This is a genomic window from Cryobacterium sp. PH29-G1 (genome assembly GCF_030063365.1).
Lineage (GTDB): Bacteria > Actinomycetota > Actinomycetes > Actinomycetales > Microbacteriaceae > Cryobacterium.
Window position 1 is genome coordinate 60,105 of sequence record NZ_JASISY010000005.1, and the last position, 13,965, is coordinate 74,069.

At 65.2% G+C, this 13,965-nt stretch carries 12 protein-coding genes; 4 read left to right on the forward strand and 8 right to left on the reverse strand.

Going from position 1 to position 13,965, the window contains the following annotated elements:
• Window positions 1-25: 25 nt before the first annotated feature.
• The 4 genes from QMK22_RS08395 to QMK22_RS08410 all read right to left on the reverse strand — a co-directional run bounded on the left by QMK22_RS08395 (window position 26) and on the right by QMK22_RS08410 (window position 3,294).
• Window positions 26-469 carry a hypothetical protein gene (locus QMK22_RS08395; RefSeq protein ID WP_283497177.1) on the reverse strand — a complete coding sequence of 148 codons (444 nt, stop codon included), beginning with the start codon at window positions 467-469 and terminating at the stop codon, window positions 26-28.
• A complete protein-coding gene (locus QMK22_RS08400; RefSeq protein WP_349360813.1) occupies window positions 466-1,233 on the reverse strand; it encodes a 4-hydroxy-tetrahydrodipicolinate reductase in 768 nt (255 codons plus the stop codon). Before QMK22_RS08400 ends, QMK22_RS08395 begins: the two co-directional genes overlap by 4 nt.
• Window positions 1,234-1,283: 50 nt before the next feature.
• Window positions 1,284-1,886 (reverse strand): histidine phosphatase family protein, encoded by a 603-nt coding sequence (locus tag QMK22_RS08405; RefSeq protein WP_283497386.1) that lies wholly within the window; start codon window positions 1,884-1,886, stop codon window positions 1,284-1,286.
• Window positions 1,887-1,950: 64 nt separating this feature from the next.
• Window positions 1,951-3,294, reverse strand: coding sequence for a M16 family metallopeptidase (locus QMK22_RS08410; RefSeq protein WP_283497178.1), 1,344 nt, complete (start codon window positions 3,292-3,294; stop codon window positions 1,951-1,953).
• Between the two features lie 210 nt (window positions 3,295-3,504).
• On the opposite strand from QMK22_RS08410, the gene QMK22_RS08415 reads away from it, so the two are divergent.
• Window positions 3,505-4,095, forward strand: a complete 591-nt coding sequence (locus QMK22_RS08415) for a TetR/AcrR family transcriptional regulator (protein WP_283497179.1) — start codon at window positions 3,505-3,507, stop codon at window positions 4,093-4,095.
• Between the two features lie 3 nt (window positions 4,096-4,098).
• Here QMK22_RS08415 and QMK22_RS08420 read toward each other — a convergent pair whose 3' ends face one another.
• The gene (locus QMK22_RS08420; RefSeq protein WP_283497180.1) at window positions 4,099-5,094 is read right to left on the reverse strand and encodes an aldo/keto reductase; all 996 of its coding nucleotides are present in this window, start codon (window positions 5,092-5,094) and stop codon (window positions 4,099-4,101) included.
• Between the two features lie 370 nt (window positions 5,095-5,464).
• On the opposite strand from QMK22_RS08420, the gene QMK22_RS08425 reads away from it, so the two are divergent.
• Together QMK22_RS08425 and QMK22_RS08430 are read left to right on the forward strand one after the other, a co-directional pair.
• Window positions 5,465-7,078 carry a peptide chain release factor 3 gene (locus QMK22_RS08425; protein WP_283497181.1) on the forward strand — a complete coding sequence of 538 codons (1,614 nt, stop codon included), beginning with the start codon at window positions 5,465-5,467 and terminating at the stop codon, window positions 7,076-7,078.
• A 215-nt stretch (window positions 7,079-7,293) separates the two neighbouring features.
• Entirely contained in the window at window positions 7,294-9,750 is a 2,457-nt protein-coding gene (locus QMK22_RS08430; RefSeq protein WP_283497182.1) for a PEP/pyruvate-binding domain-containing protein, read from the forward strand.
• Between the two features lie 114 nt (window positions 9,751-9,864).
• Here QMK22_RS08430 and QMK22_RS08435 read toward each other — a convergent pair whose 3' ends face one another.
• Window positions 9,865-11,550, reverse strand: coding sequence for a ribonuclease J (locus QMK22_RS08435; RefSeq protein WP_283497183.1), 1,686 nt, complete (start codon window positions 11,548-11,550; stop codon window positions 9,865-9,867).
• A 279-nt stretch (window positions 11,551-11,829) separates the two neighbouring features.
• Between QMK22_RS08435 and QMK22_RS08440 the strand changes: the two genes are divergently transcribed.
• Entirely contained in the window at window positions 11,830-12,333 is a 504-nt protein-coding gene (locus QMK22_RS08440) for a glutathione peroxidase (RefSeq protein WP_283497184.1), read from the forward strand.
• Window positions 12,334-12,451: 118 nt separating this feature from the next.
• Here the strand turns inward: QMK22_RS08440 and QMK22_RS08445 are convergent, their stop codons facing one another.
• Together QMK22_RS08445 and QMK22_RS08450 are read right to left on the reverse strand one after the other, a co-directional pair.
• Entirely contained in the window at window positions 12,452-13,234 is a 783-nt protein-coding gene (locus tag QMK22_RS08445; protein ID WP_283497387.1) for an HpcH/HpaI aldolase/citrate lyase family protein, read from the reverse strand.
• Window positions 13,235-13,416: 182 nt separating this feature from the next.
• Complete coding sequence (locus QMK22_RS08450) at window positions 13,417-13,908, reverse strand: MaoC family dehydratase (RefSeq protein WP_283497185.1); 492 nt, start codon at window positions 13,906-13,908, stop codon at window positions 13,417-13,419.
• Between the last annotated feature and the right edge of the window lie 57 nt (window positions 13,909-13,965).

Here is a 13,965-nt window from a genome sequence, read left to right on the forward strand (position 1 = left end):
TCCGATGACGAGTCTGCCGCCAGCGCTACCGCGGGTGGTGTTCGAGGGCGATGGCCGTGCGGATTGCACCGCGCGCACGCTTGCGGTCACCAGAGGCGTCGTAGGCCAGTCCGAGTCGGAGCCAGGCGTGCCAGTTCTCCGGTTCGGCTTCGACCTCGGCTTGCGCGGCCGGAAACTGCTCGTCGGCGGCGTCCCGGTAGGGGCGACCGCTCGGGCGCGTCGGCAGGTTGTCGGCGGGAAGCTCGCCGAGTTCGTCAAGCTGACGCACGAGACGCTCCGAGCGGATGCCGAACGCGACCTCGCGCGCGAGCGCCCAGAAACCGATCAGCGGCAAGATGAGCAAGGCGAGCCCGATGGCGATACCGAGCGGCTCGCCGCTTTGAATGAAGAGCACCGCGCGCACTCCGACCAACACAAGATAGAAGACGAGCAGCACCGCCATGACGACTACGGCGATCTTGCCCTTCATTTGACGGCTCCTGACTCGGTGGCAGCGGTACCAAATCCCAGGTCGACGATCTGGTCAAGGCCCACCGAAACGCCGCGCGCGGTGCGCACCGCGTTCAAGGCCAACAGGATGCCGCTCTCATAGGCGCTCGGTGAGAGCGTGTTGTGACTAATGGTGAGGGTCTCTCCGGTGCCGCCGAGAAACACGTCCTGGCGGGCCAGCAGACCGGACAGGCGCAGGCTGTGCACGGGCACGCTCGACACCTGCTGGCCCCGGGCACGCTGATCGGTGTGCGGTGCCGATACCGGGCCGAGTTCGGCGCGAGCCCGGCCGATCAATTCGGCGGTGCGCACGGCGGTGCCGGACGGTGAGTCCACTTTGCCCGGCTGATGGCCTTCGACGATCTCGATCGAGTCATAAAACCGGGCAGCGAGAGCCGCGAAGGCCGTGGCGAGTACCGATCCGATCGAAAAATTGGGAATGATGATGACGCCGGTGTCGTCGCGGCCGTCAAGTCGGCGCGCGAGGACATCGATACCATCCTGGCTCCAGCCGGAGGTACCTACGAGTACCTGCAAACCGTGCTCGGTCGCAAAGTTGACGACGTCCCGGCTCACGTCGGGGCGGGTCAGGTCAACGGCGATCTGCGCCCCCAGCATCTCGCTCAGGTCGCTGCGCGAGTCGAGCCGAGCGACGACCTGATACCCCTCGGTTCGATCGATCAGGTCCGAAACCAGGCGGCCCATTTTGCCCGTTGCGCCAATGATGGCCACCGTCGTTGTCATGAACCCAATCTATCAATTGATCGGGACGTCGCTTGCGCACGAGTCTGGACTTAGAACAGCAGCGGCTCGGGCATCCCGGTGCGGAGCTCGACCGGGAGATGACCCAGGTCGTTGTGGGTGACCAGCGTCCACGGTCGACCGGGTTTTTGCTGCAGCACGGTCAGCCCGCAATGGGCCTGGTTTATGCCGACCCAGCGCCAATCGGGAGCCCCCAGAACCTCACGCACAAACCAGGCGATCACGAAATTGTGGGTGATCAGCAAGTCATGGCGGTCGCTGCGGCGCGGCTGCAGAAACTCGGCGACGGCGTCTTCCATCTGAGCGCGTCCGGCCGCGATCTCGTCGTCGGTGACCGAGCCGAAGAACGGGTCGTAGGCCGTCGGTGTTTCGGCGGCCCGACCCGACGGGATGCAGTCAAACAGCAGCGCCGACGGTTCACTGTGCAGGTCCGGCAGCCGTTCAGCCATTAGGTCGGCCGTTTCGGAAGCGCGCTGCAACGGCGAGTGCCAGGCTCCGGTGAACGGCACGCCGCTCAGGCGGTCAGCAATCAGCAGTGCCTGACGTTTGCCGCGCGGCGACAGCGGTCCGTCATGCAGACCGTGTTCGGCGTCCTGCTGCTCGCCGTGGCGTACCAGGTAGATGTACTGGGGCATCATTGTCCAATTCAAAGTTTCGGTGTCCGGCCGGGCCGGAAAGTGCGGGCGCTCGCGGGCCGGGTCAGCCCGGGAGAATTCCCGAAAATGCATCATCGTCGAGGGCGCCAACGGCGGAGATTGACACCGGGCCGCTGGCGAGCTCGGCAGCCAGCTCCTGCACGTCGGCCGCGGTGACACGCGCGAGGCGGCGCAGGGCCTCATCCAGGTCGGCGAATTCGCCCAGGGTGATTTCCGAGCGACCCAACCGCGACATACGGGTATCCGAGTCCTCCAAAGCCAGGGCCGATGCTCCGCTCAGCTGGCCGGACGCCCGCTTCATCTCGTCGGCGGTCACGCCACCGTCGGCGAGGCGATGCAGCTCGCTGAGCATAAGCTCCGCGACCTGGCCGGCCTTAGCCGGCGTGCATCCGGCATACATGCCGAACAGGCCGGCGTCGGAATAGCCGGGCGCGAACGAATACACCGAATAGGCCAGACCGCGCTTCTCCCGCACTTCTTGAAACAGGCGGCTCGACATTCCGCCGCCGAAGATCGAGGTGAGCACACTCATGGTGATGCGACGGTCGTCGGCTGCCAGCAAGCCGGGCATGCCGAGCAGCAGGTTGGCCTGCTCCAGCGGCCGTTTGACGATGGTCAGCGCCTGACCCTGGTGAATGTCGGCCGGCGCGCCGATCCGGCGACCAACCGGGGTCTGCGCGCTGCTGAGGTCCCAGCCGGCTTGTTCCAGGGCACGGGTGACGGCGGCGACCAGAACGTCGTGGTCAACGGCGCCGGCGACCGTGACGACAAGGTCTTGCGGCCGATAGTTGGCCTGATAGTGCTCCCACACGGCTGAGCGGGTCGCGCCACGAATATCGTCCGCGCTCCCGCCGATGGGTCGCCCGAGCGGATGCGATCCGAGCACCGCTTCAAAGAATCTCTCGTTGGCGACGTCGGCGGGGTCGTCGTCGGCCATGGCGAGTTCCTCAAGGATGACCCCGCGTTCGGTTTCGAATTCGCCCTCGTCCAGTTTCGACGAGGTCAGCATGTCGGTGAGTACGTCGATGGCCATGCCGAGATCACGGTCTTGCACCTTGGCGTAGTAGCAGGTGTATTCCTTGGCGGTCATGGCGTTGTGTTCGCCGCCGACCGCGTCGAAGGCGATGGCAATGTCGAGGGCAGACCGCGTGGGGGTGCCTTTGAACAGCAGGTGTTCCAGAAAGTGCGTGGAGCCGAAGTGGCCCGGTTGCTCGTCGCGGGACCCAACGGCGACCCAGTAGCCGATGGTGAGGCTGCGGGCACCCGGCACCTGTTCGCTGAGGATGCGCACCCCACTCGGCAGAACGGTTCGGCGCACGAGGGCATCGCCGGCGGCCCGAAACGAGAGTTCGGCCTGGTCTAGGGGAAAGTCGACTGCACCGTTCATATCATCCACCACCTTACAAGACCAGATTGGGGGCCCCGTTCGGTGCAGCGGACCCGGCGCTCCACCCCCAATTCGGCCGGAATGGTCGCTACGACCTCCAGCGACAGACTGGTCTGTCTATGGTGTGTTACAGTCTGGGAAACGACCGGGATTCCCCCCGGATTTGCGCCCCTGGGGGCCGGCCCGCGCCCCTCGACCAAGGAGTTCCGAATGACCACGCTGACAGATGAGGCCGTTCGGCCGGCGACCCACGCCAAGGTGCGTATTCTCGCCACCGCCGACCGCCTGTTCTATACCGAGGGTGTACACACCGTGGGTGTGGACCGCATCATCAGCGAATCCAAGGTCACCAAGGCGACTTTTTACAAGTACTACCGCTCCAAGGACGCCCTGATCGTCGTCTATCTGCAAGGCCGGGACCGTCTCGCCCGCGATTTTCTGGCCAGCCTCGACCGGCGCTTCGATACCCCGGAGCAGCGCTTGCGCGGCGTCGTCAGCGAGATCTCAGCCCAGGTCATTCGCGAAGGCTTTCACGGCTGCCCGTTCATCAACGCGGCCGCGCAGTTCACCGACCCCGCCCACCCGGTGCGTCAGGCTGTTTCCGCGCACCGTGACTGGTACGGCCGCTCGATCGAGGACATGTTCCGCGGCATGGGCCACGCCCGGCCCGGCGACGCGGCCGATGATTTCTTTCTCGCCAGGGACGGCGCCTTCGCCGGAGCCAACCTCGGCGACCCGATCGGGGCGCACACCGCTCTACTCCGTGCTATCCAGCGTGTTCTCGACGAGTCGGGCGACTAACGGTCAGTAGGTCGACACCCGGTCCAGGTCGCGCTGATCGTCGAAGCTGAGACGAATGTCGGCCGCGGCGACCAGGGACCGCACCTGGTCGGCGCGACCGGCACCGGCCACCGGCGCAACCACGTTGGGACGTGCGAGCAGCCAGGCCAGGGCAATCGACGCCGGCTCGGCTGCGTGTGCGGCGGCAATGCGGTCGATGACGGCGAGCACGCGCAGCGAGCGACGGCGCAGGTATACCGCGGCCAGTTGACCACGCGCGGTGCCGGCGGCCGCCGCTTTGGTGCGAAAGGCACCGGCCAGAAATCCGTGGGCGAGCGCGAAACCGGGCATCACGGCAAGGTTCTGGGCGCGAGCCACGACGGCGATCTCTTTCTCGAGCTCGGCTCGATGCACCAGATTGTAGGGCGTTTCGGCGGCGACGACCTTGGGCAGACCGACGGCGGAGAGTACCCGAGCCTCCATCAGGCGTTCCGCCGAGAAGTTTGATGCCCCGAGGTAGCGCACTTTGCCGGCCCGCACCAGGGCGTCAACGGCAACCAGGCTCTCTTCCAGGGCGATGGTGGTGTCGTCGAAGTGAAAGTAGAGCAGGTCGAGATAGTCGGTGCCCAGCCGCACGAGGCTGGCTTCGACGGCCGCGACGATGCTGCGCTGGCTCAGCCCGGGATTGTCGAGATTGCGACCGATTTTGGTGGCCACAACCGTCTCGGCCCGCGCGCCGCGGGACCGCAACCAGGATCCGATAATCACTTCGCTGCGGCCGGCGGCGAAGCTGTCCGCGGTGTCCAGAAAATTGCCGCCGAGCTCACGGTGCGCGTCGAGAATATCGATGGAGTCTTCACCGGTCGCCGTCCAACCGAAGGCATTGCAGCCCAGCGCCAGTGGATGCACTCGCAATTCTGTTCCCGGGATTTGGCGGCGAACGGGACCAGCATCGGTGCTCGTCTCGGAACGGTCGATCGACATCGCATCCAGAGCGGATGAGACAGTCTGTCGGGTCATTGTGATCTCCTCCCGGAGTTTGCCCGGTGAGTCGATCGTGCGATTGTGCCGGGTTTTTCTTCGCAATTGCTCTTGGCCCGACCTTAGGCGAGGCCACCGACATTTTCCGGAGGCACGCGAAACCGTTATCAAATTGATCGTCGGCGGCGGGTAAATAAGAGTGTAGGCCGACGTTTAGCCCGGAGGTGCCGCGCCCACGTGGTGGGATGCCGGGTTGCGAGAGGGTAGGCGCACTGTTTGTTAGACTCGTAGTTGCGCGAAATTGGGCCGCGTGTGCAGGTGCACATCCGCCCTGGGCCGCCGGTTATCGAATCGACTGATCGATCGACTGGCCAGGTAATCTGCCCGAATCAGCCGCAGGAAAGCAGCCATGACCACCGACGCCTCCGTGCCCAACCCCCAGGTTTCCCGTGAGGCTCACAGGCGCCGCACCTTTGCCGTGATCAGTCACCCTGACGCTGGCAAGTCCACCCTGACCGAAGCCCTGCTTCTGCACGCGCGCGCGATCACCTCCGCCGGTGCTACGCACGGTAAGGCCGGTCGCAGCGGCACCGTCTCGGACTGGATGGAAATGGAAAAGGCTCGAGGAATTTCGGTGACGAGCGCCGCGATTCAGTTCGAGTATCACGACGCCGTGATCAACCTCGTCGATACCCCCGGCCACGCCGACTTCTCCGAAGACACCTTTCGAGTGCTCTCCGCAGTGGATGCCGCGGTGATGCTCGTCGACGCGGCCAAGGGTCTCGAGCCGCAGACCATGAAACTGTTCGCCGTGTGCAAACAGCGCGGACTCCCGGTCATCACCGTCATCAACAAGTGGGACCGCCCGGGCGACGCGCCCCTGGCCCTGATGGATGAGATTCAAACGCGCACCGGCCTGCTGCCGACCCCGCTGAACTGGCCGGTCGGCGAGGCCGGCGATCTGCGCGGCGTGCTCGATCGCCGTACCGGCGACTTTCTGCGGTACACCCGCACCGCCGGCGGTGCGACCGTGGCCGAATCGGTGCGGTTGGACGCCGCTCACGCGGCCATCGAGGAAGGCCCGGCCTGGGCATCCGCTGTTGAAGAATCGGAGCTCCTCGACGCTGAGGCCCAAAATCACGACTCCGAGCTGTTTCTCGACGGTCAGACCACCCCGGTGCTGTTCTGCGCGGCCGTGGCCAACTTCGGGGTGCAGCAGCTGCTCGACACCCTGGTGGAGTTTGCTCCATCGGCCGAAGCTCGCATCGATATCGATGGCAATCCGCGCAAGGTCACCTCGCCGTTCTCCGGCTTCGTCTTCAAGGTGCAGTCCGGCATGAACTCGGCGCACCGTGACCACGTGGCCTTCGTGCGCGTATGCTCGGGCGAGTTTCGTCGCGGCATGATCGTCACCCACGCGGCAACCGGCCGCCCCTTCGCCACCAAGTACGCCCAGCAGCTGTTCGGCAAGGAACGCACCGTGACCGACCAAGCATGGCCGGGCGACATCGTGGGTCTGGTCAACGCTTCGGCGCTGCGCGTGGGCGATTCGATCTTCGAGGATGAGCGAGTCGAATTTCCACCACTGCCGCTGTTCTCCCCCGAACACTTTCGGGCCATCCGACCGGTGGACAGCAGCAAGCACAAGCAGTTTCGTCGCGGCATCGACCAGCTCGATCATGAGGGCATCATCCAGGTGATGCGTTCCGAGGTGCGCGGCGAGCAGGCTCCAGTGCTCGGCGCGGTCGGGCCGATGCAGTTCGAGGTCGTGGAAGACCGCATGGTGCACGATTTTCACGCTGACATTCGCATGGAAGCACTTCCCTACCAGGTGGCCCGCAAAACCGACAAGGAGAGCGCGCTTGTGCTCGCCGGAACGCGCCAGGTGGAAGTCTTCACCCGCTCGGACGGCACGCTGCTCGCCCTGTTCAGCACGCCGTGGCGGTTGCAGGCGATCGCCAAGGAAAACCCGAAGCTTGTGCTGATCGACATTGCCAACGCGACGGCCGAAGACTTCATGTAGCCTGCGGGCCCGTCGGCGAACACCTCCCGCGCTCTATCGCACGCATCCCATCGTGGTTCTACGATGGGGTGCGAATCGACGCAAAACTCTGGTGCCTACCTGAGGCACTCGTTAATGTTGTCAACGCGGGAGGCGGAATGCCCAGGATCAGCCCAGCCCGGCGCGCCGAGCGGCGTATGGAGAGCATCGACACGGCCCCGCGGTGGTGCCCTTCATTGGGTGAACTTCGATCCACCGACCTCGCCCGCGCCGGCGGCAAGGGAGCGAACCTCGGCGAACTTGTCGCCGCGGGGTTCGCTGTGCCGCCAGGTTTCGTGATCACGACGGCGGCGTACCGAGAGGTCGTAGCGGGACTGACCATACCCACACACGATACGGTGGCAGCTCTCGAGGTTCCGGAAGCCGTGCGCAACAGCATCCTGGAGGCGTATGACGAGCTGGGCGCCGGGCGGGTCGCCGTTCGCTCCAGTGCGACCGCGGAAGACCTTCCCGGTGCGGCTTTCGCCGGGCAGCAGGATACCTTTCTCGGCATCGAGGGTGGGCCTGCGCTTCTTGACGCTGTGCGCCGCTGCTGGGGATCCTTGTGGACGGACCGTGCGATCTCGTACCGCGCACGACTCGGTATCGACGACACGTCGGTGGCGATCGCCGTTGTCGTACAGCGAATGGTGCCGGCCGACATCGCGGGCGTGATGTTCACGGCGAACCCGGTCACCGGCGTGCGCGGCCAGGTCGTAATCGACTCCAGCCCAGGTCTGGGCGAAGCCGTCGTGTCCGGCCTGGTGACTCCCGACCTCGCCGTGCTCGACGCGCGTGGACAGGTCGTCGAGCGGAGCGCGGGCACCCGTGAAGTCGTGATCCGCGAAGCCGCGGAGGGCGGCACCGAGACTGTGAGAGCTTCAGCGGCACGGGCGGTTGCTGCCGGTCGCCATACCGGCGACGTCGACGATCCCGCCCTGTCCCTCAGCGAAGCCGACCTCACGCGGCTCGCCGAGATCGGCCATCGGATCGCGACGCAGTTCGGCCGGCCGCAGGACATCGAGTGGGCGTTGGCAGCCGGCGAGTTCCGGATCCTGCAGGCACGGCCGATGACCGCTCTTCCGCCCGCGCCGATCCGGCTGAACCGGTTTCAGCGTCTCATCGGTCCGGTCATCCTCGAGCTGCTGCCACGCCGCCCTTACCCGATGGAGGTCAGCGCCTGGATCGCTGTGAACCTCGGACCCAACCTCGAGGAGATGGTCAAGCGGCTCATCGGTGCCCGTTTCACCCTGCAGGACTCTATGCCAGACATCGACCACGTCGTACAGTCGTACGTGCCGCCGAACCCCGTACTGAGCTGGCGCACGCCGTTGCGGCTGCTGCGCACCCTCGGGCGAACCGGCCGCGACCCACGCGCCTGGACCGACGATCCGGATCACCGATCGTACCTTGCTGAAACCACGCAGCTGGATGCCATGGATGTCTCCACGCTCTCTTGGGCCGAGCTGCTCGGTATCCCCGCGCGGGCCGGCGACGCCGGCGCACCCATCACCAACCTCCGCGTCGGATACCTCCCGGCGGCTGCCGCCGCGATGGTGCGGCTGCGTATCCTGCTGTCGCTGCTGCGGCGCAAGGAATGGTTCGGCTCGCTCGTGCTCGAGCCGCACACGATGACTCAGGAAGCCAACGCCGAGCTCGGCGAGATCGCCCGGCAACTGCGCGACGATCCCGGGCTGAGAGAAAAGTGCCGCGGGCTGGACGGTGCGCAGCTTATGGACCTGGTCGAAACCGACCCCGCCGCCCGCACTGTGCGGGCGGCGCTGGAGGCCTTCCTCGCCAGGTTCGGTCACCGTGAGACCGTCAGCATCCTGCTTCCGCGCGATCCGACGTGGTCGCAGTCGCCGAAGACCGTGCTGGCGCTGGTGGCAGTGCTGCTGGACAGCGACTCTGAGCGCGCACCGGATTCGACAGCATCGGATAATGCTCTGGCACGGTTACTGGGGCATCCGCTGATTCGTGCCACGCGTTCTGCGCACGGTGTACGCAGCCTCGTGCGCAAGGCATCCGCGGCGGCGGCCCTGCGCGAAGACACTCACTTTGAGCTGTCTCGCACCATGTCGATCGTACGTCGTACGGTGCACGAGCTGGGGCGGCGTCTGGCCGACAGCGGGGTGCTCGATGCTGCCGACGACATCTGGATGCTCACTCTCGACGAGCTGAGCAGGACGGGGCCGGATGCCGCCGACCTGGGTCTGCGCGGCATCGTTGAGCGTCGCCGCAACGCCTTCGCGGAACTGGCTGGTTCCCCGCTGATCGCCCCGACGACGCTCTACCCGCGCCTATCCTCCTCTGGCATCGAGGGTGTTTTGGTGAGCGGCACCGGTGGCGGTGGAGGGCGCGTCACCGGCTCTGTGCGCATCGTCAGTGGCCCTGACGAGTTCGCGACGCTGCGCGCGGGCGAAGTACTCGTCTGCTCCGCGACGAACCCGTCGTGGACACCGCTGTTCGCCCGGGCTGCTGCGGTGGTCGTCGACAACGGCGGACTCGCCTCGCATGCCGCAATTGTCGCGCGGGAATACGGCATTCCGGCGGTGATGGGCACCGGAAACGGCACCGTAGTGCTGACCACCGGCACTCGGGTGCAGGTCGACGGTGCGCTCGGGGTCGTGTTACCGGGCGATCAGGGCCGGTGACTACCTCTGACCTCGGAAGGCGTCGAACCAGACCAGCTCCGCCGTGCTGAGACCAAACCAGAAGGCCGCATCCTCGTGGAGGATGCGGCCTTCTGGTTTGGATCTTGGTGTTGCTTACGCGTCAACCACCACGGAGGTGATGACCGGGCTGCGACGGTACTTGCGGTTCATCCAACGGCTCACTGACTGCGTGAAGAGGTCTTCGAGCTCGGCGCCGTCGACGATCTTGATGCGGTTCGCGGCCTTCATGGCCTCATCGATGACCTTGGTCGCTCCCTTGACCCACTCGTCGTCGTGCACGAATCCGCGGGCTAGGAACTCGACGGGCTCGGAGAGCGTGCCGGTCTTGGCGTTGAGAATTCCGAGGATGGTGATGGTGCCATCTTCAGCGAGCTTGCGACGGTCTTCCATCGCAGCAGTGGATGCCCCGCCCACGGTCATACCGTCGACGAAGATGTAGTCAGCGACAACACGGCCGGTGGCCTTGGCGTGGCCGTCAATCAGGTCGACGACAACACCATCCTCGACGACGATGACGTTCTCTGCGGGAACGCCGGTCGCGATGGCAAGGTCGGCGTTGGCCGTGAGGTGACGCCATTCACCGTGGATCGGCATGACGTTGACCGGCTTGACGATGTTGTAGCAGTAGACGAGCTCGCCGGCACTCGCGTGGCCGGAGACGTGCACCTTGGCATTGCCCTTGTGCACAACGTTGGCACCCCAACGGATCAGGCCGTTGATGACGCGGTAGATGGAGTTCTCGTTGCCGGGGATCAGCGAACTCGCGAGCAGCACGGTGTCGCCTTCGCCGATCTTGATGACGTGCTCACGGTTGGCCATCCGGGAGAGGGCAGCCATCGGCTCGCCCTGCGAACCGGTGCAGATGAGAACGACCTTGTCGTCCTTCATGCGCTCGAGCGCCTTCATATCAACGAGCAGGCCCTTGGGAATGTTGAGGTAGCCGAGCTCACTCGCGATTCCCATGTTGCGCACCATGGAACGGCCGACGAAGGCTACCTTGCGGTTGTGCTTGACAGCAGCATCGATGACCTGCTGGATGCGGTGCACGTGGCTCGCGAAGCTCGACACGATGATCCGGCGTGGAGAGGTGCGGAACACGGTGTCGATCGCCGGTCCGATGTCCTTCTCGGCGGTGGTGAAACCGGGCACCTCGGCGTTGGTCGAGTCCGTCATAAACAGGTCGACGCCCTCTTCGGCCAGGCGAGCGAAAGCACCGAGGTCGGTGAGGCGCTTATCGAGCGGGAACTGGTCCATCTTGAAGTCACCGGTGGCGAGCACGAGGCCGGCTTCGGTGCGGATGGCGATGGCGAGGCCGTCGGGGATGGAGTGGTTGACGGCGATGAACTCGAGGTCGAACTGCCCGATCGTGCGGCGCTCGCCTTCTTTCACCTCGATGAAGTTCTGGCTGAGGCGGTGCTCCTGCAGCTTGGCCGCGAGGAAGGCGAGGGTGAGCTTGGAGCCGACGACGGGGATGTCACCGCGTTCCTTGAGCAGGTATGGGACAGCACCGATGTGGTCTTCGTGACCGTGGGTGAGCACGATGGCCTCGATATCCTGCAGGCGGTCGCGAATGGCCGTGAAGTCGGGCAGGATCACGTTGATTCCGGGCTGGTTGTCTTCGGGGAAGAGAACGCCGCAGTCGATGATGAGCAGCTTTCCCTTGTGCTCGAAGACGGTCATGTTACGGCCGATCTCGCCGAGGCCTCCGAGTGGGATGATGCGCATGCCGCGAGACGGCAGTGCCGGCGGAGTGCTCAGGTCGAGGTAGTGGTTATTCATGAATCTCATTTCGTTGTCTGCGGTACTGCATGTCCAGGTGTGTGGGGACCGAGCTCGGGCATGCGAAGCCGGCGAGGAATACTCAGGGGCCTCAGTGCGCATGCGCGTACTTCGTGTCGTGTCTGGCGGGCAAGCAAAATACCGGCCAGATACCTCACTAGTCTACCGATGCATCAACAACGGCTTTTTCAGGTTCGAAAAGTGAGGCCGGACTCGGGCTGAACGATCTACACAGGGGCCGTGCAGCCGGCACGAAGACGACATCGATAAAGTTTCTGAATGACTTCTTCTGCGTTGTACGAGATTCCCCTCACCCTCATTGACGGAACCAAAACCACCTTCGGCGCTTTTCGCGGTAAAACGGTTCTCATCGTCAACGTCGCGTCCAAGTGCGGTTTCACCCCGCAGTATGCCGGATTGGAAGCGCTGTACCAGCGCTACGCCGACGAGGGACTGGTCGTGCTGGGCCTGCCGAGCAACCAGTTCATGGGTCAGGAGCCCGGCACCGACGACGACATCGCCCAATTCTGCGGCATGACCTACGGGGTGACTTTTCCGATGACAACGAAGGTGGACGTGCGCGGAAAGCACCAGCATCCGCTCTATGCGGAGCTGACCAAGTTCAAGCACGGTCTGCTTCCGGGTCTGATCAAGTGGAACTTCGAGAAGTTTCTGGTGACTCCCACCGGTGAGGTCGTGGATCGCTTTGCTTCGACCGTGGAGCCGGAATCAACCGAGATTCTCGACGCGATCGATAAGGTACTGGCCACTAAAGCCGCCTGATCCCCGCGCTCCCCCGTCTTTCACCCGGGCCCGGGCCCGGAAACTGGGCCCGGGATAGATCATGGGCCCAGTCGCATAAGGTGGGCCTGCGCGCACTCACCGCGTGGCTGGCGCGCGCTCAGCGGGCCGCGCGGCGCAGCACGGCTTCGGCGTGGCGCAGCACTGGGCCGTCGATCATGCGCCCCTCATGCTGGAAGACACCGCGCGCACTCGCGGCGGCCTCGAGCAGGCCGAGGGCGTAATCCACTTCGGCGGCAGTCGGCTGGTAGGCCGCCCGAATGACGGCGACCTGGCTGGGGTGGATGCAGGCGGTGGCGGTAAATCCGCTCGCGACGGCATCCGCTGCCTCAAGAGCGAGCCCGGCCGTATCGGTGATGTCGAGGTGCACGGTGTCAATGGCGGCCTTGTCGTGCGCTCCAGCCGCCAGCAGTACCATCGACCGGGCCTGGCGTGCGACGTCTCGATAGCGTCCATCCGGAAACCGACTCGAGGTGCCGCCCAGTGCCGCCACCAGGTCTTCGGCACCCCACATGAGTGCGACAACGTTGCGGGCGGCCGCGATTTCGGTTGCCGAGATAACGCCCGCGGCGGTTTCGCACAGGGCAATCACCCGAAACGCGGCGAGCAACTCCACCTGGCCGGCGTTGAGTGTTTTGGCGAGCATGACGTCGCGGTAGTCCGTGCGCTCGAGCGCGGCCAGATCGAGGGCGAAATCGATGCTGTCGGCCGGGTTGATACGCACGATTGTGCGGGCCGGGTCAAGCGGATGCTCGATCAGTGCGCGCCGTGCGTCGGCCCGGTCGGCGGGTGCGACGGCATCTTCCAGATCGAGAATGACCGCGTCGGCGCGCTCGGCCGCCTTGGCGTAGCGTTCGGGCCGGTCGGCCGGGCAGAACAGCAGGGATGGGCCGAGGGTGAACGGTGCCGGAGTGAACGGGCTAAGCCCAGCGGGGCTGTCATCGAAGGGGTCGGGAACGGCCGGGTCAAAGTCCGGATCGAACGCGCCGGAATCGAACGGACCGGAATCGTCCGGGCCGCCGTCATTCGGGCCGCCGTCATTCGGGCCGCCGTCGTTGGGCCAGCTCAATGTGCGCCCTCGCGGCACCAGACCAGCACGGTGCGCACCGCATTGCCGACGATCACGCCGTCCTGGTTGCGTCCGGTGTGTTCGAGCGTGATGATGCCCTGCCCCGGGCGGCTTGCGGAGAGCCGTTTGTCGGTGACGATGGTCTCCGAATACAGGGTGTCGCCGTGGTGCAGCGGATGCGGGAAGGTCACGGCCGAGAATCCCAGATTCGCCACGATCGTGCCCTGGGTCAATTGCGCTACCGAACTGCCGACCATGGTCGAGAGGGTGAACATGGAATTCACCAGGCGTTCGCCGAAGGGTTGTGTGGCCGACCATGCCGCATCGAGGTGCAGGGACTGCGTGTTCATGGTCATCGTCGTGAACAGTACGTTGTCCGCCTCGGTCACGGTGCGGCCGGGACGGTGCTGGTAGAGCGCGGCAAGGTCGAACTCTTCAAAGTAGAGGCCGCGCTGCTCAATCGGTGTGCGGCTGTTCGTACCTGTCATGAGAACCTCTCGGTGGGCGTCGTTCGCACTCTAGGCCGAAACCCCGTGAGTCGACTA